Origin of the sequence: Niallia sp. Sow4_A1, assembly GCF_052116745.1 — a bacterium.
GTDB classification, from domain to species: Bacteria; Bacillota; Bacilli; order Bacillales; family Cytobacillaceae; genus Niallia; species Niallia hominis.
In genome coordinates, this window is the sequence record NZ_JBQKKM010000006.1 from 87,977 (window position 1) to 112,243 (window position 24,267).

Sequence of the window (24,267 nt, forward strand, 5' to 3'; positions counted from 1 at the left end):
CAACTCTACAGTCTTCCTCCTATACATTAGAACATTTTCATTACTTTTTTTTGCATTCTTTTTACTTGCTTCTGACTTAGCATATTATTTTTTTGCATATAGCTTATCGCTGCTACTCCAGCGCCAATAGCTAGAGCTGTGTTTATCGCTTTACCCATTTTACTATGCACCCCTTTTAATAGAAGAGAGCGCCAATCCTAAATTTGAGAAGAACCTAGCTTAATCGACGCTCTTCTTCTTCAAATAGATCGTCTAAAGAACTTAAACTACCATCTTCTTCAACTTGATGTGTATGAATAATCCCTTTTGTTAGCGATAATTCAATAAAGCAATTCCAGCAGTAGTATTGATTGATTCCAATTTTTCCAATATCTTTGCTCTGGCAATTTGGACATTTGAGCATAGGAAAACACCTCATTATATTCGTTTCATGAAATTCCGAAACACAGGAATTTCCAGGTAAGCATTCCCATTATGCTCAAAACAGCATCCATTTATACCAGAATTTCTTAGGAGTTGGCGATTATTTCATGGAAATTTAGAATCGTTCTGGAATATTCGAAGAAGAATAACATTACTATTTTTCGCTTACGAGTTAAAAACATGTAGGGCAAACTTTGGCAAAAAAAAATCCCCTAAAGAGGGAATTTCATTTTACCGCATTATACTTCCATAAAGTCATATGGAGTTATATTATCCATGCCGATCATTGGGTCAATCTCATTGATTTTGCCTTCGTACAATAAATCAAAAGAATTCTCTGTGGACAGCTCTGCCTTTTCATCTGGTTTGTAGACATCTGCAAACATTTCTTTGATTTTTTCTTTTAAGGTCGTTTGACGATTTAATTCGTCATTTCTGCTGACGCCTAGTTCCATCGCTTCTATTTCACCGCAAAGAATTAAGAATTGTTTACTTCTTGTGATGCCCGTATAAATGAGATTTCGTCTTAACATCCGATAATAGCTTTTAACTATTGGCATAATGACGATTGGAAACTCGCTTCCTTGTGATTTATGGACAGAACAACAGTAAGCAAGCGTTATTTGATTCAAATCCTGTCTCGTATACGTCGCTTCTATGCCATCAAAAGAGACAATAACCATATCTTGTTTTTCTGTATTTTCCTTCGCATAAAAAATCGATACAATTTCCCCCATATCACCATTAAAAACATTGCTTTCTGGTTGATTGACAAGCTGAAGTACTTTATCACCAATTCGGTATGTAACCTCTCCAAATTTCAGCTCTTTCCTGGTGCCATCAGGATTAGGATTTAATATCTCCTGTAATATGGCATTCAATCGATCGATCCCCGCTGGTCCTCTATACATCGGAGCCAATACTTGTATATCCATAGGGGCAAACCCTTTATTTTTGGCATTTAGAACAATTTTTTCAATCGCTTGCGGAATCTGATTGGAAGAGCATTTTATAAAGGAGCGATCTCCCTGTGGTGTAAGTAAATTGGCTGGCAGCTGTCCTTTTTTCATTTCATGAGCCAGTTCGATAATCGAAGAGCCTTCTGCTTGGCGATAGATATCTTTCAATTTAACAGTTGGGATGCAAGCTGAATCAAGTAAATCCTTTAGTACTTGTCCAGGCCCTACGGATGGAAGCTGGTCTTCATCCCCTACTATTATCACTTGAATATGTTCTGGTAAAGCTTTAAATAATTGATGAGCTAACCATATATCAACCATCGACGTTTCATCCACAATGAGAATCTTTCCCTCAAGAGGATGGTCCTCATCTCGCTCAAATGTACCTGTACCATTCCACCCTAATAAGCGATGAATGGTAACTGCCGGTAAACCTGTAGACTCTGCCATCCGCTTTGCTGCTCTACCGGTAGGTGCAGCAAGAATAAAAGGATAAGGCTCATCATTTTTATAATCTTTCGGATCCAAAGAACAGCCATGCAATTCTCCATACAATTCAACAATTCCTTTTATTACTGTCGTTTTTCCTGTACCAGGACCCCCTGTTAATATAAGCATCGGAGACATCAACGCCGTTTGAATTGCTTCTCGTTGGGATGGGGCATACTGGACACCAATACGATCCTCCAAATTTCCTAATGCTAGAAGAAATTCCGACTCTGGAAATTGGTCTTTGTACTCCGACTGTTCCATTACTCGCTTAATATTTCTTACAAGTCCTTTTTCTGAGAAAAATAAGGAAGGCAAATATATTTTCTTATTTTCGACTATAATTTTCCCTTCTTCTTCCAACTGGATAATTTGATCTGCTATTTGCGAAAATTCAATCTCCTCTTTTTGATTTTCTTCCAGTAGTGTTTTCACTTTTTCTAGCAAATGTTCAGCATGAAGGTAAACATGTCCCTCTTGATTACTGCTTAACTCTAAAATATATAAACACCCTGCTTTTAATCGGTCAGGGTGATTTCCTATAATCCCTATTTGTGCCCCTAAATCATCCGCTTTACCAAATCCTATCCCTTCTATATCTTCCACCAATTTATAAGGATTGGTCTGCACAGTTTCTATTGTATTTTCTTTATATACTTGATAAATTTTCATTGATAATTGTGGACCAAATCCAAATTGATTGAGCGAAACCATTGCTTGTTCTAAGCCCTGGTTTTTCATTAGCGTATCATATAATACCTTTGCCTTATCTGGAGCAAGTTTAGGCACCGTATCCAAAATGGACGGCTGATTCATAATTTTAGAAATTGCTTCTTCTCCCAATGTTTCTACAATATTTTCAGCAGTTTTTTCCCCAATCCCCTTAAACAGATTGCTGGATAAATATGCGATGATTCCTTGCTTTGTCTGTGGCATCTCTTTTCGAAAGGAAGTTGCTTGCAGCTGTAGCCCAAATCTTGGATGCTCTTTAAAATCACCATAGAATGTATAAGTTTCTTCCTCATTCATCTTTGGCAAATAGCCTGTAATAACTGCTTCTTTATCATCGTAATCATGATTGGTTTCGTCTACTCTTATTCTTATAACAGAATAGAGATTTTGTTCATTATGAAAAATAGTAACAAGGTGACGTCCCTTTATGTACTTTTTTTCTTTTTCAAAAAGATCCAAAGAATTTTGCTCGTTCAACTGTCATCCCCCTTTCACTTTTTACTTTGAAAATTATTTTCCTTCTATTATTTGCTTCCCATAGCCAGCAAGAAGATGATCTGGCTGAATTTCTAGAGCCTTATCAAACATTTCTTTTGCTTTCTCTGACTCTTCTTTAAAACCATATGCAACCCCTAAATTATAGTATGCATCAGCGTGAGTAGCATCTAATGAAATACATGCTTGAAATTGCGTGATTGCCTCATCGATATATTCACTTTGTGCTAGGCAAAGACCTAATTGGAAATAAGCCTCAGCATCTTGATTATTTAATTCAACTGCACGTTGAAAATAAGGAATAGCAAGCTTCCCCTTTTCTAAACCAACATATGTTAATCCTAGCATAAAGAAATTATCACTTGTTTCTAATCCCTTTGCTAGTGCTTGTTCAAACATTGTTTTAGCAGATTCCAAATCTTCTTTCTCATAGTAAACTGCGCCTGCACTATAATAAGCTGCAGCAGTAGTATCATCTATTTCAATCGCCTTTTGATAAAAGGACAATGCTCTTGTGTCATCTCCTAAAGCTGATAAGACATTTCCAAAATTCACATAAGAAACAGCATTTTGGGGATTTTTCTCTATTTCGTCCATAAAAAACTTTGCTGCTTCCTCCCATTTTCCCTCTTGCATATATTGTATTCCTAATTGACTATTATCCATCTTAAACACTCCATTTCTTATTGGTAGTATAGCATATTTTTAAATAAAATTCGGTTAAACAACAGCCAAAAGAAACTAGCAAATATCCTTAAAGCAGTGGATATTGCTAGCTTCCTTTGACTTTTCTAAAATAACTGCCGACTAACTATTATTAGCCGACACCTATTATTACCCAACATATGTTAATCTTTCACTATCTCGGAACACTTTATCAATCGTTCCGCCACCTAAGCATTCTTCTCCTTGATAGAATACGACTGCTTGTCCTGGAGTTACAGCACGAATTGGTTCATGGAAAATAACTTTCACTGTTTTTTCATCGATAACCTCAACCGTCACTTTATTGTCTGGCTGACGGTAACGGAATTTAGCTGTACATTCAAAAGATGTACCAATTCTATCGTTCGATACCCAGCTAACATTCGTTGCAATAATGCTGTCAGAATAAAGTAATTCATGATGGAATCCTTGTCCAACATATAGGACATTTCGTTGTAAATCCTTGCCGATTACAAACCAAGGATCTCCACTTCCACCAATGCCTAAACCATGTCTTTGCCCAATTGTATAATACATAAGTCCATCATGGCGGCCAACTATTTCTCCATCCATTGTTTCCATATTCCCTTTTTGAGCAGGAAGATATCCACTTAAGAATTCTTTAAAATTACGTTCTCCGATAAAACAAATACCTGTACTGTCTTTTTTCGTAGCAGTTGCAAGATTTGCTTTAGCAGCAAGTTCGCGAACCTTTGATTTTTCCATTCCACCAATAGGAAACATTACTTTGCTTAATTGTTCTTCTGTTAATTGATTTAAAAAGTACGTTTGGTCTTTATTATCATCTTTCCCTCTAAGCATGCGCACTTGTCCATCTTCTCTAACAACTTGTGCGTAATGTCCTGTTGCTAAATAATCTGCCCCAAGACTCATCGCATGCTCTAAGAAAGCTTTAAACTTAATTTCTTTATTACACATAACATCAGGGTTAGGCGTTCTACCTGCTTTATACTCTTCTAGGAAATAAGTAAATACTTTATCCCAGTATTGTTTTTCAAAGTTTACTGCATAATAAGGAATTCCTAGTTGATTGCAGACGCGGATAACATCTTCGTAATCTTCTGTAGCTGTACAGACACCAAATTCATCTGTATCATCCCAGTTTTTCATGAAAATTCCGATTACATCATATCCTTGTTCTTTTAAAAGAAGTGCTGCAACAGACGAGTCAACTCCACCGGACATCCCTACTACAACACGTGTATCTTTTGGTGCTTTTTCCATTTCTATTTCCCCTTCAGCCCTTCCCTTTTCATGGAAGGGAAGGTTATTATTTTGTCAGACGGTTAATGATTTTAACTAACTCATGACCGACCTTTTTTATTTGTTGTTCTGTATTATTTAAACCAAAGCTAAATCGAATCGAATTTTTTGTTCTTTCCGATTCTTTTCCAAACATACTCACTAAAACATGGGATGGTTCAATTGATCCAGCCGTACATGCTGAACCACTAGAGGCAGCAACACCAGCTAAGTCTAGATTAACTAACATCGCTTCAACATTTGTACCAGGAAAGCTTAAGTTTAAAACATGTGGTAGGGTATTATCAACTAATCCGTTTTGCTCAAACGAAATATTATTTTCCTTTAAGATTTCAATCAGCATTTCCTTATATTTTTTATATTGCTCTCTCTTCTGTACTCTATCCTGTTCAGCAATTTCTACCGCAAGCTGAAATCCAGCTACAGAAGGTACATTTTCTGTCCCAGCTCTTCTTTTTTTCTCTTGCTCTCCACCAAATAGTTGGGGATTAAGCTTTATACCGTTTCTTACATATAAAAACCCTATTCCTTTAGGTCCGTTAATCTTATGAGAAGATACAGATAAAAGATCGATATGCTGTTCTTTCACATCAATTTCTTCTAAACTATAGGCTTGTACAGCATCTGTATGCAATACAGCTGGATGATCTTTTAACATTAAACCAATTTCCTTAATTGGCTGAATGGAGCCTACTTCATTATTGCCATACATAATAGTAACAAGAATGGTATCTTCTCTTAATACCTTTTGAAATTCATTTAAATCAATTACTCCATTTTCGTTTACAGGAAGATAAGTAATTTCATAGCCTTTTTTCTCTAATTCCTGGCAGGCATGCAATACAGCGTGATGCTCGATTTCTGTCGTAATAATATGTTTCCCTGTAGCTTCTTTGCTCTCTGCAATTCCAAAGATTGCGTAATTATCAGCCTCTGTGCCACCACTTGTGAAAATAATTTCATTTTCATGTGCACCAATGCTAGAAGCAATTACTGCTCTTGCATTATCTAAAATATTTCGCGCCTGTCTTCCATAAGAGTGAATACTAGAGGGATTTCCAAATTGGTCTTTCATGATTTCATACATTCTGTCAATTACTTTTGGATGCATGGGCGAAGTCGCCGCATGATCCACATAAATATGTTCCAAGTTATTCACCTTCATTTAGTTAGTTATCTTTTGTAATCACTATTTACACATATTTTGTTGTTTTTACAGGTTCATGTAAAAACCAGTCCGTGCCATACGTTTCAAATACTATCGAAATAAAATAATTTCAAAAAATTTTTATATATAAAACATATAACCATCCGTACTGCCATCTTCTTTGTGATTAGCGAGGTCTTCAATTGTTGTTGAATCCAGCACATCCTTTACCGCATCTCTGATTTTCATCCATAATGCTTTTTTGGCTGGTTCCTCATCTTCAATTCCTTCTACTGGGCTAATAGGTCCTTCTAATATGCGGATAATATCTCCAGCTGTTATTTTATTTGGATCATCTCCTAAAACATAGCCGCCATAAGCTCCCCGAATACTGCGTACATATCCTGCGTTACGCAATGGTGCAACTAATTGCTCCAAATAATGTTCCGAAAGATTATTTGCTTGTGCAATGGACTTTAAAGAAATCGGTCCTTCTCCATGTTTCTTTGCTAATTCCATCATAATCGTTAATCCATATCTTCCTTTAGTCGATATCTTCATTATTTTGCCTCCCGCTCCATTTTCGGTTGTTTAATGTTTTTCCCTGTTCTCACGTTTCGATTCAATATATAGGCCGTCCATTTTGTACACTGTGGAATACTCCACCCGGCAATTCTCCCTATTAAGATAGCATAAATAATGGTTCCCCATGAAACCGGTCCACCTAAGATCCATCCTATTATTAAAACCATGGCTTCCATAAATAATCTAGTCTTCGCAATGCTTCCACCAAATTTTTCAGACAAGACAATCATTAAACTATCTCTTGGGCCTGCCCCAAGTTTTGCAGAGATATAGATTCCCATTCCATATCCCATTATGATTAATCCTATTAAAAACATGATCCATCTGTTAAATAGTGCCGATGGAGTAATCATAATAGGAAGAAGCAAAAAGAAATCAATAAATATTCCTACTAGCACCATATTTAATAGTGCTCCAAATGGCGGGAACTTTTTAGAAAGAATGGCTGCAATTAATAATATAAAAAATCCGACTATAATTGCCCAGCTACCAATAGTTAAGCCAAATTGAATATGCAATCCAATATTTAAAATGTCCCAAGGGGCTGATCCTAAATTTGCTGTAATAACTAAAACAATACCTAATGACATAATCAAAAGCCCTAAAATAAAAATGATTAGTCTTTCAACTGGTTTATCCTGGCTTATTAAAGATTTCATTTGCTGCCCCTTTTACTTTTCCTATATTATGTGTTTCTATCTGTCTAATTACCATTAAGCATTATAGCATATTTACTAATGAATTGTTGAGAAGAAAACCTAGTCTCCGTTCAATATCCAGTATAATTATTTTATTTCCTATCTATTCAATAGGGTATCATATTTTTTCCGTTTCTATCTAATCAGCGGATTATTGTATTTCTATTTAACCTGCTTTACTATTATTTTTAGTTATGGCATCTACTCATCCATGGAAAAAGAAAGAATTTCTTCTCTGAAAAAGAAGAAATTCTTAACGGTTATTGTTTTTCTTCCATTATCCTAATTGCTGATAAAACCATAATTTTTATTCCATGAAGCAAGCTATTTAACTGAAAATGCATGTCTGGATGATGGAGACCTGGCTCTAAATCAGTTCCTAAGCCAATCATTGTTGTTTGAAGATGGCTATTTGCTTTCGAATAATAATGAAAATCTTCCCCACCAGGTGTCACCGGTGGTTTAACTAACCCTTTCTCGCCAAGGATCTCTTTAATGCTCTTAGCTACTATCCCTTCCATCCATTTATTAGGGTTTGCTGCAGGCATTTCTGATAATAATTCTAATTCCACCTTTGCACCATTTACTTCTCCAGCTAATCTTATTTGGCTTTCTAGTTTAGCAATAAGTTCTTCCATTGCCTCATTTGTTTGTGCTCGAACATCTAGTCCAAACTCCGCATAATCTGGAATAATATTAAAATTCTTTCCTCCCGCTTGAGCAAATGTTAATTTTGCCGATGCCGGAATAACCGGATTTAACGGGATGGAACGAATAGCTAAATTAATTGCTGTTAGGCTATCAATCACATTTATTCCTAAATGAGGTCTTGCTGCATGTGCCTGCATTCCATAAATTTTCCCTATAATGCTTGCTGCTGCTCCATGATAAATAGCTGGAGAGCATTCGCCAAATCTCATTTCCTGAATTGGTCGTACATGTAGCCCTAATAAATAATCCACATCTTCTAAAAGTCCTTTATTGATAAAAGAAATCGCGCCACCACCAGTCTCTTCTGCTGGCTGAAAAAAGCATTTAATGCTAGCTGTTGATTCTACGCCTAATGCCTTTAAACACTTTAATGTAAAAATTAAAATAGTCGTGTGTGCATCATGACCACAGGAATGATTTGCTTTCCATTCTCCGTTCACTTGCTGCCATAAAGCATCCATATCTGCGCGAAGACCTATGACAGGTCCGTTTCCATCCCCAAAAGAACCTACTATTCCTGTCTGATCATCAAATATTTCATAAGGAATCGATAGCTTCTCTAATTCACCCTTTATAAATTTTGTGGTTTCTATTTCTTCCCAACTTATTTCAGCATTTTCATGAAGATAGTGATACATTCCCAATATATTCTCTCTTTGTTGGTCTACCCAATGGTCTATTTCTTCCCGCATTTTCACCCTCCTATTGTTATTCCACTACACAATTATTATTGATTCCTTAATTATGAAAGTTTTTTTGTTAAACAGAGCTAACAATATAATAGTTCACTAACTTATTTGTTGTTTGAAATGATTTCACCTTATACCCCTTTTTAAACAGAAGCATAAATGCATCTCTTAGTATGAAACGCCACTTTTCTGCTATCATAAAGTTTCTTTCTTTTATCATATGTATATTGTTTGGAACAGGAATCTTATAATAATCAACTTGTTCAGAAATTGTTTCTAACGAGGAGGGGCTAGGTATATCTTCAACCATCTTCCATGAAACACAAGATTGAATTTGCTCTTCTAGTGGAACATAATCAACAGAACTTTTTTTAAGATCCCATTCTAATACAAATCTGTCAGAAGGTAAGCCACCATTTAATTCATCATTCATTATTCCGTAATGATTAGGATAATAGGTTTTTACTATCCCGCCAAGTTTTGCAATATTAAGATAGGCATTCCTTGATTCTAATGGATCAAAAGTCCATATGATTTTTTTGTATCCCTGTCTTAATGCTAGTTCTTTTTGCTTTACTTTCATCTTATAGCCTAATCCACCATCTCGAATTTGTTGCTTAACAGCCATCATATGTGACACTAGATAGGCTTCATTTTGATAAAATCCAGGAAACCCATAACAAAAGCCAACTAATTCTTCCTTCAAAAACACTCCAATGATGATTCCGCCGTTATGAAGAGAAGCGACTAAAAATGGATAAGGCGTTGTATTCTTTTTGTTCCAAATGTCATCTTGAAATTCTACGACCTTTTGTATGTCTTTTTTATCGGTGACCTCTCTTATTATATAGGGATGCATCCATCATTTCCCTCCCAATCTCTCATACGGTTTTACTTTCATAAACTTTCGTAGTTAACAAGTATTTATTAATGACTTCCTTATTCAACTTAAAACCAATACCATCACCAGTCGGAACATCAATCTCTCCTGGCCTAGACAAAGTAACCTCTGGAAAAATAATATCTTCTTTCCAATATCGATTAGATGCAGATGTGTCTCCAGCGATTGTGAAAGAAGGTAGGGTTGTAATGGCAATATTGTGGGCTCTTCCAATTCCACCTTCCAGCATCCCTCCACACCAAACTGGAATGCTATGTTTTTCACATAAATCATGTATTTTTTTGGCTTCTGTCAGTCCCCCAACGCGACCAATTTTAATGTTAATAATTCTACAGCTTCCTAGTTCAATCGCTTTGCGTGCATCTTCTACCGAATGAATACTTTCATCTAAACATATAGGGGTTGCAAGCTCACTCTGTAATATCGAATGATCAATAATATCATCATAGGCTAACGGCTGTTCAATCATCATTAATTTAAGTGGATCCATTTCTTTCAGTCGCTCAATATCTGCTAGCGTATATGCAGAGTTAGCATCAGCCATTAAAGGAATATCGTAGCCAAATGTTTCCCGAATTTTAGTCAATGGCTCTAAGTCATATCCTGGCTTAATTTTTACTTTGATCTTTTTATAGCCTTCCGATAGGAATCGATCCACTTTTGATAGGAGCTTGTCTGTCGTCTCTTCGATACCTATACTTACTCCTACAGCAATGGATGAGCTTACTCCACCCAGTGCTTTTGAAAGAGAAATCCCCTTTTTCTTACTATATAAATCCCACACAGCTCCTTCTAATGCTGCTTTTGCCATATTATTTCGTCTAATAGGCGCAAATCTTTTAGTAACATCATCTGGATGATTAATTTCCTCATTTAACAATAGTGGAATTAGAAATGCATCTAGCATATAGGATACAGTTCCTGTTGTTTCTTCACTATAGGTTGGATCTGGCAAAGCAACAGACTCCCCATACCCAATGTGCTCGCCACTAAATATTTTTATAATGAGAAAGTCCTTCTCTAAGAGTTTCCCAAAGCTTGTCTCAAAGGGACTCACCAATGGCATTTTTACATGTTGAACTTCTATTTTATCGATTTTCACCTTTTCACGTCCTTCTCTTCTATTCTCTTTCTTCTATTTTAATAGTTATTTGAATTTTGTGTACACTTTTTCATTCGATTTTCGAAATTTTTTCTAGTAAAAAGGACGTTAACATTTCAGACAAGTCAAAAAAGGATAGAAAATCTTATCTATCCTTTTTAAAACCAGCTAATTTTTCATAAATTGCGCCAAGTTTCTTCTCTTCTCCTGCTTCTGTTGGATGATAATACTGTGTTCCTTTGAGCTTCTCTGGTAAATATTCTTGATCGACCCAACCACCAAATGTTCCAATGGGATGGTCATGTGGGTAAATATAGCCAACATGTCCTAGCTTTTTGCTTCCTTCATAATGTCCATCTCTTAAATGCATGGGAATATCTCCAACTCTGCCACTGCGGACATCTGCTATTGCTGCATCTAATGCTTTATAGGCAGCATTGGATTTAGAAGATAAACACATCTCAACCACTGCTACAGATAGAGGAATTCGCGCTTCTGGAAGCCCTAATCTTTCACTCGCTGTTACAGCCGCTAATACATTATTCCCGACAGATGTTTTCGCAAGGCCAATATCTTCAAAGGCAATTACGAGTAATCTTCTATTTACTGCCACCAAATCTCCTGTTTCAAGTAAATGGGCCAGATAGTAAAGGGCTGCGTCGACATCACTACCACGGATGCTTTTTTGAAGACTAGATAAAAGGTTATAGAAATGCGAACCTTTTTTATCGCCAAAAACGCCAACCTTTTCTATCATTTGGTCAATTGTTTCATCCTTGATAGTAAAAATGCCGTCCTCTTTATCTGATGAATAGACAATAGACTCTAGAAGAGTTAATGATTTTCTTGCATCCCCATTTGTACCTTTTGATATTCGCTTAATTTGCTCCTCCCTAATTTGAATGGAAAGATTTCCTAGACCTCTTTCCTCTTTTAAAGCTCGATGCAATAATTCTTCTATATCGCTATCTGTTAATCTTTTTAACTGTTTAATTTGACCACATCTGCTTCTGATCGCAGGGTTCACATCATGAAAGGGATTTTCTGTTGTTGCACCTATTAGAACAATATCCCCTCTTTCTACATGGGGTAATAAATAATCCTGCTGGGCTTTATTAAAACGATGAATTTCATCTAAAAAAAGAATGACTTTACCTGTTAATCTTGCTTCATCCACTACAGCTTCTACATCCTTTTTTCCTGATGTAGTCGCATTTAGGGCAATAAAGGGAAGCTTTGTTGTACCAGCAATGGCAAAAGCAATCGAGGTTTTGCCAATTCCAGGTTCACCATATAGAAGCATAGATGGAACATGTCCATTTTTAATCATTTTATATAAACTTGTTGTTTTACCAATAATTTCTTTTTGACCAACTACTTCATCAAGATTAGTAGGGCGCATTCGATATGCAAGTGGTTCCCCGTTCATTTATACACCTTCTTGTTTAACTTCTTTCATTTATTATATCGTAAAAGAAGAATAGAAGAAAAAAGAATGAAAGTCAAAAGAACCTTCATTCAAAAAATTATGCTGCCACATCTCTCTTCTTAAATACCCAAAAGGCTAAACCAATGAACACAATAAAGTAAACGGATAGCATAGTAATGGAGAAAGTCAACGTCATGCCGCTTACCAATGGTGTTCCTTCAAAATACTGTGTCAAATCTGTATTAGCAAATAATAAAAATTTAGCCCAATCAAACCAATTGGCTAACAATACGGTTACTGTACTCCCCATAAACATTAAGAAAATGGAAATACCGATTGCAAGAGAACTGTTCCGGAAAACTGACGATATCATAAACGCCATCGTAGTAAGCATAAGGAGACTAATTGAATTTAGCCCATAAAAACTAATTAAATGAAGGAGCATGCTTTGTTCCTTCACTATCCCATTATTGTAATGTAAATACGGATATGCATCATCTGGAAGACCAAATAAAATAGCTCCTAGAATAAACGAAAAGGCAAACACGACAAGTATGGATAACAAACCGAATAGCAATACCGTTAAATATTTGGATAGTAATATCTTCGATCTGTTCAAAGGTCGGATAAGCAGAAGCTTTACTGTCCCCCAATTAAACTCATTTGCGACTATTCCAGCAGCTATAATAATCATAAATAAACCGGCGATACTAATTAACTGGATACAATCAGAAACAAAATCCCATGCAGAATACTCTACATTTGTACTATAATCATGCTTTATTCGATACTCATTTATCGTCATTTCCTTTGTATAATATTCTCTCATTTCGGTTGGAAGATGTTCATCCTCAAGCATTTCTTGGTAGCGTTTATTTTCCAATTCAAGACCATGCTTCCAGTTTTCATTATCTGGAACAGAAAATCCGCTAGATTGATATTTATTAAATGCTCCAAATAGTAGAACAGCAAGTAATAAGATACCAATCATCACTAGTGTTGCTGGACGTTTCCAAATTTTCATCCATTCATTCCTTATTAACTGAATCAAAATTATTCTCCCTCCTTTTGATTAGTCAATTCCAAGAATCGATCCTCTAATGTTTTTGAAACTTCTCTTATTCCAAAAATATCAATATTGTGTATGACAAGGGTTTTAATTATTTCTGGTATTTTTTCCTTCGATACAGTAATTAGAATTCCTTGTCCCCTTTTAATACATAGCACATCAGATGAAATTTCTTGTAAGTGATTTATCGCTTCATCAATAGGATTTAGCTCTATTTCAAACACTTGCTCAACGGCAACAAAGTCCTTGACTAATTGTACATCAACTAGTCGCCCATCTTGAATTATGCCAATTCGGTCACACATCATTTCCATTTCAGATAATAAGTGGCTTGAAACAATTACTGCCATATTTCTTTCTCTTGCTAGCATTCTTAAATGATCCCTAATTTCTCGTATCCCGGCTGGGTCTAAACCATTTGTTGGTTCATCTAAAATCAATACCTTCGGATCATGCAAGAGGCTTTGAGCAAGACCTAATCGTTGTCTCATTCCGAGTGAATATGTACGCACTTTGTCATGGATTCGATCTGTTAATCCAACTAATTCAACAGTTTCCATTATTTTCTCTTTAGATATCCCCTTCATCATTCTTGCATAATGTATGAGATTCTCATACCCACTTAAAAATTTATACATCTCTGGATTCTCTACAATTGCTCCTACATGCTTTATTGCTTCCTCAAATTGATCACGGACACTCTCGTTACAAATATAAATATCTCCATCACTCATATTTATTAATCCAACAATCATACGTATTGTTGTCGTTTTACCTGCACCATTTGGACCAAGAAAGCCAAATACTTCTCCCGCTTCTACCTGGAAACTTAAAGAATCAATTATTTTTCTACCCTTTATTACTTTAGAAACATTTTTTAGTTCTACAACGGAAGACAATATCACTACCTACCTTTCGTTATTTTATATTTTCTTCATCACTCAACTATCTATTTTTTATTAGCCTTATTAAAGAAAACTTGGAATCTAACTCATTGTATTAGTTTACTATTTGGATCACACTGATACAATAGGCTATGTTCATTGCTAATGGACAGTTTCTCTATTAAAACAAAAAGGATGACCTCTATTGTTTATGAGATCATCCTTTTTTAATTTTAACTATTATTTAAAGAATGGCCAAAATAAAAGTTTATTTTTCATCCTTAACACGTGTAATTTTTATATCCGTTAATAGCTCTTTAACAACATGACTTGCCATAATTAAACCAGCTACAGAAGGGACAAACGCATTTGATGAAGGTGGCATTTTTGCCTTACGAATCGGCGCATTATCTTTCCCTACCACTTTACGTACATCTTCGCGAATGACAATAGGACTTTCATCTGAGAAAACAACATTAATCCCTTTTCTAATCCCTTCTTTGCGAAGTCTTGTACGAATAACTTTTGCAATTGGATCTGTATGTGTTTTACTGATATCTGCAATTTGGAAACGAGTTGGATCCATTTTATTTGCAGCTCCCATACTTGAAATAATTGGGATATTTCTTTGTAAACATTCTTTCATTAAATGTATTTTATAAGAGATTGTATCGGAAGCATCCATTACAAAATCCAAGCCATATGCAAAAATTTCTTCATACGTTTCTTCTGTATAGAACATTTTCAACGCAATTACTTCACAGTCTGGGTTAATATCTGCGATACGTTCTTTCATAATATCTACTTTAGGACGACCAACAGTGGATAATAATGCAATTACCTGTCTGTTGACATTCGTAATATCTACATCATCTTTATCAATTAAGATTAATCTTCCTACGCCTGAACGAGCTAACGCTTCTGCAGCAAATGAACCTACACCCCCGATTCCTAGAACAGCTACAGTGCTGTTTTTCATCGTCTCTAGCCCTTCTTTCCCAATTGCTAACTCATTTCTCGAAAATTGGTGTAACATTCGTTTTCAACTCCATTTAATTTTTCCTAAGCAATTATGTTTACATATTCCCTTATCAGGAACTTTCATTCAGAAAGAATAAATTATTACTTATGAAATATATCATAAATTTTTATCAGCTACCACTACCCTTTCCTTGTTCCCGATAAGAATTAAATTTTATTACTCTCCTTTTATGATAGCTGTTAATAATGAGCGTTTTCTTAAAACAGCAATGGAACAAAATATATCATTCAGTCTGCGGTTAATTACCACAACCGTCTTTTTCAACATTCATAAAAAACCCAAACAATTATATGAAGCATTATCTTCGCATAATTGTTTGGGTTTATATTTGGAATACTTTTGTCTCAGTATCTTTCTTCCGATTATTTATCTAGTTTTAACTGTAAATGTAAATCAGTTAATTGATTTTCACTTACTTCACTTGGAGCATTTGTCATAAGACAGCTCGCACTCGCTGTTTTAGGGAATGCAATTGTATCACGAAGATTGGTGCGACCAGATAACAACATAATTAAGCGATCTAATCCGATTGCAATTCCGCCATGTGGTGGTGTGCCATATTCAAAAGCTTCTAACAAGAAACCGAATTGTGCATACGCCTCTTCCTTCGTAAATCCTAATAAGCTAAACATTTTCTCTTGAATGTCTTTTTCAAATATACGCAAGGAGCCTCCCCCAAGCTCATAGCCATTCAGCACAATATCATATGCTTGTGCTTTCACCGCTTTAGGATTCGTCTCCAGCAATTCTAAATCAGTTCTTTGGGGCATTGTAAATGGATGATGTGCTGCATAAAAACGGCCTTCTTCTTCGTCATATTCAAATAATGGCCAATCTGTAACCCAAAGGAAGTTAAACTTGCTCTGATCAATTAAATCTAGCTCTTTCGCTAATTTTAAACGTAACGCTCCTAATGCATCGGCAACAACGTTCTTTTTATCAGCAACGAATAATAATAGGTCACCAGCTTCTATTGATAAAGCTTGCTCTAATCCTTTTTGCTCTGTTTCGGAAATAAACTTAGAGATAGGTCCTTTTAATCCATCTTCTTCTACTTTTAACCAAGCAAGACCTTTTGCTCCATATACTTTTACAAACTCTGTTAATGCATCAATATCTTTACGAGAATACTTACTGCCAGCATTTTTTACATTAATTGCCTTTACTTGGCCACCTGTTTCAACTGCTGAAGCAAAAACCTTAAAGCTTGAGTCTTTTACAATTTCAGAAAGATCTACTAATTCCATTTCGAAACGAGTATCTGGTTTGTCTGATCCATATCTACTCATTGCTTCATCATATGGCATTCTTGGCATTGGTAAAGGAACGTCTATTCCTTTTACTTCTTTCATGATTTTTGCCATCATTTTTTCCATCATGCTCATGATGTCCTCTTGACTCATAAAGCTTGTTTCGATATCAAGCTGTGTAAATTCCGGTTGTCGATCTGCACGAAGGTCTTCATCGCGGAAACAACGAGCGATTTGATAGTATCTCTCTACGCCACCAACCATTAATAATTGCTTGAAAATTTGCGGTGACTGAGGTAGTGCGTAAAATTCACCTGGATGCACACGGCTTGGTACCAAATAATCCCTTGCCCCTTCAGGCGTGCTTTTCGTTAAAATTGGTGTTTCGATATCTAGGAATCCTTCACTATCAAGATAATCTCTCATCACTTTTGTTACTTGATGACGCATTTTCAATGTTTCAAACATAACAGGTCTTCTAACATCTAAATAACGATATTTTAAGCGTACATCTTCTGCAACATCTGTTTGATCAGAAATAACAAAAGGAGGAGTTTTCGCTTCATTTATGATTTTAATTTCATCTGCAATTATTTCGATTTTTCCTGTTTGAATGTTTTCATTGACTGTACCTTCTTGACGTGCAACTACTTTACCTTTTATATCAAGAACAAATTCATTTCTTACCTTATCAGCGATTTCGATTGCAGCTTTATTAATTTCTGGATTAAACACTACCTGTACTATACCAGTACGATCACGTAAATCAATAAATATTAGTCCGCCAAGGTCTCGTCTCTTTTGTACCCAACCCTTTAAAACAATACTTTCACCAATCGATTTTTCTGTTACTTCTCCACAAAAATATGTTCTTCCAAACATGAAGTATCCTCCCTATTGTCAACAATTGTATATGCCCTTTTTAATATTCCTACTGAGTCATTCATATGTTTTATTTTTAACTGTTTTCCATTGAAAACAGCCCTAAGATATGCTTAAAATGCTTCAAAATCCTTTAATGCATTTACAAGCTCCGTTAAATCTATTTCCTTTTGTTTTCCTGTTTCTAACTGCTTTAAGTTAATTTTGTTGTTTTGTAGTTCATTTTCTCCTAAAACAGCTACATATTTAGCATGGAGACGATCAGCAGCTTTAAATTGAGCTTTTACTTTCCTGTCAAGATAATCTCTTTCAGCAGAGAAGCCAGCTTGTCTAAGCTCATTTACTAATCCTACCGTATAATCCATTGCTTCTTCACCTAATGAAACTAAATAGCAATCCACTTTCTTTTCAATAGGTAATTTAATTTTTTCAGCTTCAAGGGCTGCAAGTAGTCTTTCTAAGCTCATTGCAAAGCCAATACCAGGAGCTTCTGGACCGCCTAGCTCTTGTGTTAAGCCATTGTATCTGCCGCCACCACATAACGTAGTAATCGCCCCGAATCCTTCTGCTTCACTCATTATTTCAAAAGCAGTATGGTTGTAATAGTCTAGACCTCTTACAAGGTTTGAATCTACTACAAAAGGAATATTTAAAGCTGCTAAATATTTTTGCACTTTTTCAAAATATGCCTTTGATTCTTCATTTAAATAATCTAATATCGAAGGAGCAGATTGCATTAACGGATGGGTATGATCTTTTTTGCAATCTAAGATTCTCATTGGGTTTTTTTCTAATCTTGTTTGACAATCATGACAGAATTCCTCAATGCTCGGTTTAAAGTGGGCCATTAATGCTTCACGATGAGCTTGTCTGCTTTCTTTATCACCTAAGCTGTTAACAACAACTTTTAGCTTCGATAACCCCATTGTTTGATAAACGGAAAAAGCAAGTGCTATAACTTCTGCGTCAATTGCAGGATCTTTACTTCCAATTGCCTCCACACCAAATTGAACAAATTGACGAAAGCGTCCAGCTTGTGGTCTTTCATAACGGAACATTTGTCCTAAATAAAAAAGCTTAATTGGCTGGGAAGCATATCCATGCATTTTATTCTCAACAAATGAACGAACAACCGCTGCTGTTCCTTCAGGTCTTAATGTTAGGCTTCTTTTTCCTCGATCCTCAAACGTATACATTTCCTTTGTAACAATATCTGTTGTGTCCCCAACGCTTCGTAAAAATAACTCTGTATGTTCAAATATAGGAGTACGGATTTCACTGTATTGATATCGATCACAAAGCTGTTTAATTTTTTCTTCAACATATTGCCACTTTTCTACAGTACCTGGCAAAATATCTTGGGTTCCTCTTGGAATATTAATATGCATTTTATGTATCCTCCCTGCTATTAAAAAGCGCCTATGTCTGCGCTGTATTCGTATAATTTCAAATAAAAAAATCTCGTCCCTTGCATCCATCTGAATACAAGGGACGAGATTTTTCCCGTGGTACCACCCTAATTGAAGATTTTCTTAAATCTTCCACTTTGCAGTTAACGCCTGCTCACGTTTCTACCTACTTTATGAAGCAAAATATTTTCAGAAGAAAGCCTCCCAGAGTGTTCTTTCTCTATGGCATCATGTAGAAATGCTTGCAGCCTAATGGACATTTCCTCTCTGTTCATGTGTTTCATAGATACTTTTCTCGATCAATGGCTTTACTAGATTATTTATTATTATCTCATTAATAATAAATAGGAACGATTATATTGTCAATAGGGTACAAACATGATTTTCCTACAGTTTATAATTTCCCTAATTGTTTCTTTAGTTTTTTTACTTCACCTAATGAAAGACCAAATTCAGATGCAAGTTCAACTGCATTAGAAGAATTTCCTTCTCTTTTTATGAAATCGTGAAAATCTACACCTAGTAATTTGGAATCAATTTCACTAACTGATAAACTTTTTTCGCCAAATCTCATGCATTTCACCCTTTTTTCTGTTATTTTTTTATAGTATTACCATGAGTAGCTAAAAAATATCATCAAAAATAAGTTTCTTGTCTAAATTTGATTAGAAAAAAGAAGAATATCTTAAAGGAATCTATATTCTAAATGAAGAATCCTATTTAAGTGCAAATTTATTCTAGTCATCATTAGACGATTTATGGAAGGAGTGCAGCTTGTTTGAAGAATATGAAATGGATGCTATTCCTTTTAGTCAGCATCTTCTTCATTCCTACACATCAACTTGTATCAGCAGAAAATCAATTAACCGTTCAAGCGAATACGGTGGTAAATGTTAGAGAAAATCCCGGGCTTGATCAAACCGTAATTGGAAAAATGGAGATAGGAAAAGCGTATCCCTTATTAAAAGAAGAAAAGGATTGGATAGAAATTCAATATACTTCTAGTTCTACTGGATGGGTTGCTGCTTATTTAGTAACAAAAAATGGTCAGAACACTGATAATGGAACAATAGAAACGGAACAGTCCACTTCTATTTCAACGAAAGCGACCATCACAGAAAATGGTCTCCGCTTACGAAAAGGACCTGGTACGAATTACCAAGTCATTACAACTTTAGGAAAAGGGATTGAGGTTACTGTTCTTTCCACTAGTGGAGATTGGTATCAAATCAAAACAAGTTTAGGATCTGGCTGGGTACATAATGATTATCTTCAATTTGGAAAGTCCGAAAGCCAATCAAGTACAATTGAGGAGACGGAAGATTCTAATCTGCAATCAGCGACTGTTATAGAGGATCAAGTTAATCTTCGCAGTAATCCATCTACAAACGCTGATATCATTGGCAAAATCAGTATAGACACTGTAATTACCATTATAGAAGAAGAAACGGAATGGGCAAAAATTCAATACTCTGGTAATATTGGCTGGGTACATAAAGACCTGTTAGAAAGTGGTGATATCGAAAGCAGAAAAGGACAAAAAACAGATAAAACGATTAAGCTTCTTTATGACAGAACAAATATTAGAAGTGATGCAACCGTAAATTCAAAGGTTTTACTTATTGCAGATAGCGGTGCAACCTTTCAAACCGTAGAAGTACTGGATGATTGGTATAAAATTAAGCTTTCAAACGGTGAATTCGGATATATTGCAGAATGGATTGTAGAAGACATCGCAACAGAAAGCGAAGATGCTAATGAAGGAAATTCTACTGATTTAAAAGGAAAGACCATTGTTTTAGACCCTGGTCATGGAGGAAAAGATAGCGGCACAATTGGGGTAATAGGTACATTAGAAAAGGATTTAAATCTTCGTACAGCTAAATTGCTTGCCAATAAACTAGAAGCTTCTGGCGCAAACGTAATCCTTACCAGAAAAGATGATATATTTATATCACTGCAAAGCAGGGTCGATATTAGTCATTTCTATCATGCCGATGCTTTTATCAGCCTTCATTATGATAGTATTAATGATAGCTCTGTTAATGGTGTCACTAGCTATTACTATACATCTAATCAGAAAAAACTTGCTACTAGCTTACATAAAAGTATTATTGATGCAACAAATCGAAAGGACAGAGGTGTTAGAAAAAATGAGTATGTTGTTCTAAAGCAAAATAGACAAGCAGCATCTCTATTAGAATTAGGCTATTTAAGTAATCCTGCTGAGGAACAAACTATGCTTTCTAGCAAATATCAAGAAACCATTTCTACGGCTATTTATCATGGTTTGGAGAATTATTTTAGTTATTAAGTTATGAAAAGGAAAAAACTTAACATAAGCAAAAAAGAACTTTCAAAGGGACAAATTCTTTGAAAGTTCTTTTTTATTTTCTTTTTTAGTAGTAGGATTATTTACTATCCAATATCAGTGTTACAGGTCCGTCATTGACTAGATGTACATCCATCATGGCACCAAATATGCCTGTTTCGACGGTTAGGCCGTGATTACGTAAAAGCATATTAAATTGGTCATATAGCTCTTTTGCCTGATCTGGTTTTGCTGCATTCATAAAATTGGGCCTTCTCCCTTTACGAGTATCTCCATAAAGGGTAAACTGAGAAATCGAAAGAATCGAGCCTTGTCTATCCAAAATACTTTCATTCATCTTCTCGTTTTCATCCTCAAATACGCGAAGATGGGCAATTTTATCTGCAAGATATTTCGCATCCTCTAGCACATCGCTATGTGTTATGCCAACTAGAAGAACAAAGCCTTTCTCTATAGATCCAACTACTTTTCCATCTACTTCTACCATTGCTTCTTTTGACCTTTGCAATACGACACGCATATCATTACTCCTTAGTTCATTATTCTTCGAACAGAATAGACATCTGGAATTTGTTTGATACGATCCACTACTTTATGAAGATGATTAACATTTAAAATCATTATGCTCATATTAATCGTAGCGACTTTGTTACGGTCAGATTTGCCAGATACTGCCGATATATTAGTTTTTGATTCATTTACTGCCTGTAGAACTTCGTTTAATAAACCTCTTCGATCATAGCCGCTTATTTCAATTTCGACATTATATTCTTTTCGATTATTTAAATTCGTTTCCCATTCAACTGGGATTAATCGAGCTTTTGCATCCTCTGTATCAATATTCGTACAATCCGCTCGATGGACTGAAACTCCTCGTCCTTTTGTAATGAATCCAACTATTTCATCACCAGGAACTGGGTTACAGCAGCGAGATAGACGGATTAATAAATTATCAATTCCAGTAACTCGAACACCTGAAGCGCTTTTTTTATTATTAGGGAATGACTTCAATTCCGCAACAGCATTTGTAATGGTAGATATTTGTTCTGCATCTCTCTTTTTACGCCATTTTTCTGTTAATCTATTTGCTACTTGGAGTGCAGTTATTCCATTATAGCCAACAGCTGCATACATATCATCTTCCGTCATAAAATTAAATTTCTCAATAACAATCTTTACATTTTCTGGTGTAAGAATTTCCTTAATATCAAACTCCATATTACGGATTTCTTTTTCAACTTGTTCCTTGCCTTTTTCAATATTCTCTTCGCGCCGTTGTTTTTTGAAAAATTGTCTAATTTTATTCTTTGCTTGGGAAGTCTGGGCTATTTTTAACCAATCCTGACTTGGTCCATAAGAATGTTTACTTGTATGAATTTCAATTATATCGCCTGTTTTCAACTTATAATCGAGGGTTACCATCTTTCCGTTCACTTTAGCACCAATGGTTTTATTCCCTATCTCTGAATGGATTCGGTATGCAAAGTCAATAGGTACAGAACCAGAAGGTAACTCAAATACATCTCCTTTTGGTGTAAAGACAAATACCATATCAGAAAATAAATCAATTTTCAGACTTTCCATAAACTCTTCCGCATTGACGATATCATCTTGGAATTCTAGTATTTCTCTAAACCAAGTTAATTTTTCTTCAAGAGAAGATCCTTCATTTACCGACTTTCCTTCTTTATATGCCCAATGTGCAGCAATCCCATATTCTGCAATTCGATGCATATCTTGTGTACGAATTTGTACTTCTAATGGGTCACCTTTTGGGCCGATTACAGTTGTGTGTAAGGACTGGTACATATTAGCCTTAGGCATTGCAATATAGTCTTTAAAACGACCTGGCATTGGCTTCCATCTTGTATGAATAATGCCTAAAATCGCATAGCAGTCTTTAATACTATTGACAACAATTCGAACTGCTAATAAATCATAAATTTCATTAAATTGTTTATTCTGAATAACCATTTTGCGATAAATGCTATATATATGCTTTGGTCTACCTGAAATATCAGCCAGAATATTTACTTCCTTCGTTCCTTCACGAATTTCAGTGATTACCTCATCTAAGTATTGTTCTCTTTCCGCTCTTTTTTTCTTCATCAAGTTTACAATACGATAATATTGCTGTGGATTCATATAACGTAATGCTGTATCCTCTAGTTCCCATTTAATAGTAGAAATTCCTAGACGATGTGCAAGTGGGGCAAAAATTTCCAAGGTTTCATTTGAGATGCGGCGCTGTTTTTCAGCCGGTAAATGCTTCAGAGTTCTCATATTATGAAGTCTATCTGCAAGTTTAATTAAGATGACACGAATATCTTGCGCCATAGCTACGAACATTTTACGATGATTTTCTGCTTGCTGTTCTTCATGAGATTTATATTTAATTTTCCCGAGTTTCGTTACACCGTCAACGAGCATGGCCACTTCACTGTTAAATGCTTTAGTTATATCTTCTAAAGTAATTTCAGTATCTTCAACAACGTCATGGAGAAAACCTGCTGCAACTGTTGCTGGATCCATTTCTAAATCAGCCAAAATGCCTGCTACTTGGATTGGATGAATGATATATGGTTCCCCAGATTTTCTATATTGTTCACGATGAGCATCTCTTGCATATTCATAAGCCTTTTCAATAAAAGCTACGTGCTCCTCGTTTAAATATCCTCTAGTCTTATCGATGACTTGTTCGGCGGTTAATACTTGATCATTCGCCATGTAATCACCTTTCATATCACAATTATATTATTATATTTAAACATTCTTTCTATTTCACTATTTTTAAGCTAAGCACATTAAAAAGAATAAAATTTATTTTAGAATGATTATTACTATTATCGAAAAAAAAAGGAAGATTGTAAAGGGATTGGAAGTAAATTTTATACAGAAACATAGAAAAATGTCGAATGAAGGCGATTTCTATAAAAAACTAGTGAATTTTCTTCCTTTTTTCCGTTTTAAATTAATTTCTTTTTATAATATATTTGTTGCAATAAGTGCACCGTCTAAAATTCATGTTTGATTGCTTTGGTCTAGCTCAA

General features: G+C 35.3%; 21 protein-coding genes and 1 other annotated feature. Of the genes, 1 reads left to right on the forward strand and 20 read right to left on the reverse strand.

Annotated elements, in window-relative coordinates; translation table 11 throughout:
- Nucleotides 1-26: 26 nt before the first annotated feature.
- From ACTQ5K_RS05285 to ACTQ5K_RS05370, 18 genes are all read right to left on the reverse strand, one after another.
- Nucleotides 27-158, reverse strand: a complete 132-nt coding sequence (locus tag ACTQ5K_RS05285) for a YrzQ family protein (protein ID WP_081836690.1) — start codon at nucleotides 156-158, stop codon at nucleotides 27-29.
- A gap of 56 nt (nucleotides 159-214) precedes the next feature.
- Nucleotides 215-403 carry a hypothetical protein gene (locus ACTQ5K_RS05290; protein WP_016202904.1) on the reverse strand — a complete coding sequence of 63 codons (189 nt, stop codon included), beginning with the start codon at nucleotides 401-403 and terminating at the stop codon, nucleotides 215-217.
- 259 nt (nucleotides 404-662) lie between these two features.
- Nucleotides 663-3,080, reverse strand: coding sequence for an SF1B family DNA helicase RecD2 (gene recD2, locus ACTQ5K_RS05295; protein ID WP_251627480.1), 2,418 nt, complete (start codon nucleotides 3,078-3,080; stop codon nucleotides 663-665).
- Between the two features lie 33 nt (nucleotides 3,081-3,113).
- Complete coding sequence (locus ACTQ5K_RS05300; protein WP_031538867.1) at nucleotides 3,114-3,764, reverse strand: tetratricopeptide repeat protein; 651 nt, start codon at nucleotides 3,762-3,764, stop codon at nucleotides 3,114-3,116.
- Nucleotides 3,765-3,932: 168 nt separating this feature from the next.
- On the reverse strand, nucleotides 3,933-5,048 hold the full coding sequence (mnmA, locus tag ACTQ5K_RS05305; RefSeq protein WP_031540594.1) for a tRNA 2-thiouridine(34) synthase MnmA: 1,116 nt from the start codon (nucleotides 5,046-5,048) through the stop codon (nucleotides 3,933-3,935).
- Between the two features lie 46 nt (nucleotides 5,049-5,094).
- Nucleotides 5,095-6,237, reverse strand: coding sequence for a cysteine desulfurase family protein (locus ACTQ5K_RS05310; RefSeq protein ID WP_031540595.1), 1,143 nt, complete (start codon nucleotides 6,235-6,237; stop codon nucleotides 5,095-5,097).
- A gap of 138 nt (nucleotides 6,238-6,375) precedes the next feature.
- Nucleotides 6,376-6,795, reverse strand: a complete 420-nt coding sequence (gene cymR / locus ACTQ5K_RS05315; RefSeq protein WP_031540596.1) for a cysteine metabolism transcriptional regulator CymR — start codon at nucleotides 6,793-6,795, stop codon at nucleotides 6,376-6,378.
- On the reverse strand, nucleotides 6,795-7,478 hold the full coding sequence (locus ACTQ5K_RS05320; RefSeq protein ID WP_441993770.1) for a YczE/YyaS/YitT family protein: 684 nt from the start codon (nucleotides 7,476-7,478) through the stop codon (nucleotides 6,795-6,797). Before ACTQ5K_RS05320 ends, cymR begins: the two co-directional genes overlap by 1 nt.
- A 299-nt stretch (nucleotides 7,479-7,777) precedes the next feature.
- Complete coding sequence (locus ACTQ5K_RS05325; RefSeq protein WP_349204609.1) at nucleotides 7,778-8,920, reverse strand: M20 peptidase aminoacylase family protein; 1,143 nt, start codon at nucleotides 8,918-8,920, stop codon at nucleotides 7,778-7,780.
- A 67-nt stretch (nucleotides 8,921-8,987) separates the two neighbouring features.
- Nucleotides 8,988-9,776 (reverse strand): GNAT family N-acetyltransferase, encoded by a 789-nt coding sequence (locus tag ACTQ5K_RS05330; RefSeq protein ID WP_035416896.1) that lies wholly within the window; start codon nucleotides 9,774-9,776, stop codon nucleotides 8,988-8,990.
- A gap of 22 nt (nucleotides 9,777-9,798) precedes the next feature.
- On the reverse strand, nucleotides 9,799-10,920 hold the full coding sequence (gene menC / locus ACTQ5K_RS05335) for an o-succinylbenzoate synthase (protein ID WP_441993771.1): 1,122 nt from the start codon (nucleotides 10,918-10,920) through the stop codon (nucleotides 9,799-9,801).
- A 145-nt stretch (nucleotides 10,921-11,065) separates the two neighbouring features.
- The gene (locus tag ACTQ5K_RS05340) at nucleotides 11,066-12,349 is read right to left on the reverse strand and encodes a replication-associated recombination protein A (protein ID WP_441993772.1); all 1,284 of its coding nucleotides are present in this window, start codon (nucleotides 12,347-12,349) and stop codon (nucleotides 11,066-11,068) included.
- Between the two features lie 97 nt (nucleotides 12,350-12,446).
- Nucleotides 12,447-13,400, reverse strand: a complete 954-nt coding sequence (locus ACTQ5K_RS05345) for an ABC transporter permease (protein WP_441993773.1) — start codon at nucleotides 13,398-13,400, stop codon at nucleotides 12,447-12,449.
- Between the two features lie 2 nt (nucleotides 13,401-13,402).
- Nucleotides 13,403-14,317: an ABC transporter ATP-binding protein gene (locus ACTQ5K_RS05350; protein WP_031540603.1), complete on the reverse strand. Its 915-nt coding sequence runs from the start codon at nucleotides 14,315-14,317 to the stop codon at nucleotides 13,403-13,405.
- Nucleotides 14,318-14,570: 253 nt separating this feature from the next.
- Entirely contained in the window at nucleotides 14,571-15,338 is a 768-nt protein-coding gene (locus tag ACTQ5K_RS05355) for a tRNA threonylcarbamoyladenosine dehydratase (protein ID WP_441130432.1), read from the reverse strand.
- 368 nt (nucleotides 15,339-15,706) lie between these two features.
- Nucleotides 15,707-17,476, reverse strand: a complete 1,770-nt coding sequence (aspS, locus tag ACTQ5K_RS05360) for an aspartate--tRNA ligase (RefSeq protein WP_031540605.1) — start codon at nucleotides 17,474-17,476, stop codon at nucleotides 15,707-15,709.
- 113 nt (nucleotides 17,477-17,589) lie between these two features.
- A complete protein-coding gene (hisS, locus tag ACTQ5K_RS05365; RefSeq protein WP_031540606.1) occupies nucleotides 17,590-18,864 on the reverse strand; it encodes a histidine--tRNA ligase in 1,275 nt (424 codons plus the stop codon).
- Nucleotides 18,865-18,960: 96 nt separating this feature from the next.
- Nucleotides 18,961-19,197, reverse strand: a binding site (T-box leader).
- An 82-nt stretch (nucleotides 19,198-19,279) separates the two neighbouring features.
- Nucleotides 19,280-19,459: a hypothetical protein gene (locus tag ACTQ5K_RS05370; RefSeq protein WP_031540607.1), complete on the reverse strand. Its 180-nt coding sequence runs from the start codon at nucleotides 19,457-19,459 to the stop codon at nucleotides 19,280-19,282.
- A gap of 213 nt (nucleotides 19,460-19,672) precedes the next feature.
- Between ACTQ5K_RS05370 and ACTQ5K_RS05375 the strand changes: the two genes are divergently transcribed.
- A complete protein-coding gene (locus ACTQ5K_RS05375; RefSeq protein WP_349204618.1) occupies nucleotides 19,673-21,199 on the forward strand; it encodes an N-acetylmuramoyl-L-alanine amidase in 1,527 nt (508 codons plus the stop codon).
- Between the two features lie 97 nt (nucleotides 21,200-21,296).
- On the opposite strand, the gene dtd is transcribed toward ACTQ5K_RS05375, so the two are convergent.
- Both dtd and ACTQ5K_RS05385 read right to left on the reverse strand, forming a co-directional pair.
- Nucleotides 21,297-21,737 carry a D-aminoacyl-tRNA deacylase gene (gene dtd, locus ACTQ5K_RS05380; RefSeq protein WP_031540609.1) on the reverse strand — a complete coding sequence of 147 codons (441 nt, stop codon included), beginning with the start codon at nucleotides 21,735-21,737 and terminating at the stop codon, nucleotides 21,297-21,299.
- Nucleotides 21,738-21,748: 11 nt separating this feature from the next.
- Nucleotides 21,749-23,944: a RelA/SpoT family protein gene (locus ACTQ5K_RS05385; protein WP_235247726.1), complete on the reverse strand. Its 2,196-nt coding sequence runs from the start codon at nucleotides 23,942-23,944 to the stop codon at nucleotides 21,749-21,751.
- Nucleotides 23,945-24,267: the final 323 nt, after the last annotated feature.

Excerpts from the sequence above, each read along its gene's own strand:
- ACTQ5K_RS05285 (WP_081836690.1), bottom strand. The coding sequence starts at position 158 with ATGGGTAAAGCGATAAACACAGCTCTAGCTATTGGCGCTGGAGTAGCA.
- ACTQ5K_RS05290 (WP_016202904.1), bottom strand. The coding sequence starts at position 403 with ATGCTCAAATGTCCAAATTGCCAGAGCAAAGATATTGGAAAAATTGGA.
- ACTQ5K_RS05300 (WP_031538867.1), bottom strand. The coding sequence starts at position 3,764 with ATGGATAATAGTCAATTAGGAATACAATATATGCAAGAGGGAAAATGG.
- mnmA (WP_031540594.1), bottom strand. The coding sequence starts at position 5,048 with ATGGAAAAAGCACCAAAAGATACACGTGTTGTAGTAGGGATGTCCGGT.
- cymR (WP_031540596.1), bottom strand. The coding sequence starts at position 6,795 with ATGAAGATATCGACTAAAGGAAGATATGGATTAACGATTATGATGGAA.
- ACTQ5K_RS05320 (WP_441993770.1), bottom strand. The coding sequence starts at position 7,478 with ATGAAATCTTTAATAAGCCAGGATAAACCAGTTGAAAGACTAATCATT.
- ACTQ5K_RS05325 (WP_349204609.1), bottom strand. The coding sequence starts at position 8,920 with ATGCGGGAAGAAATAGACCATTGGGTAGACCAACAAAGAGAGAATATA.
- ACTQ5K_RS05330 (WP_035416896.1), bottom strand. The coding sequence starts at position 9,776 with ATGCATCCCTATATAATAAGAGAGGTCACCGATAAAAAAGACATACAA.
- ACTQ5K_RS05340 (WP_441993772.1), bottom strand. The coding sequence starts at position 12,349 with ATGAACGGGGAACCACTTGCATATCGAATGCGCCCTACTAATCTTGAT.
- ACTQ5K_RS05355 (WP_441130432.1), bottom strand. The coding sequence starts at position 15,338 with ATGTTACACCAATTTTCGAGAAATGAGTTAGCAATTGGGAAAGAAGGG.
- aspS (WP_031540605.1), bottom strand. The coding sequence starts at position 17,476 with ATGTTTGGAAGAACATATTTTTGTGGAGAAGTAACAGAAAAATCGATT.
- hisS (WP_031540606.1), bottom strand. The coding sequence starts at position 18,864 with ATGCATATTAATATTCCAAGAGGAACCCAAGATATTTTGCCAGGTACT.
- ACTQ5K_RS05370 (WP_031540607.1), bottom strand. The coding sequence starts at position 19,459 with ATGAGATTTGGCGAAAAAAGTTTATCAGTTAGTGAAATTGATTCCAAA.
- ACTQ5K_RS05375 (WP_349204618.1), top strand. The coding sequence starts at position 19,673 with ATGAAATGGATGCTATTCCTTTTAGTCAGCATCTTCTTCATTCCTACA.
- dtd (WP_031540609.1), bottom strand. The coding sequence starts at position 21,737 with ATGCGTGTCGTATTGCAAAGGTCAAAAGAAGCAATGGTAGAAGTAGAT.
- ACTQ5K_RS05385 (WP_235247726.1), bottom strand. The coding sequence starts at position 23,944 with ATGGCGAATGATCAAGTATTAACCGCCGAACAAGTCATCGATAAGACT.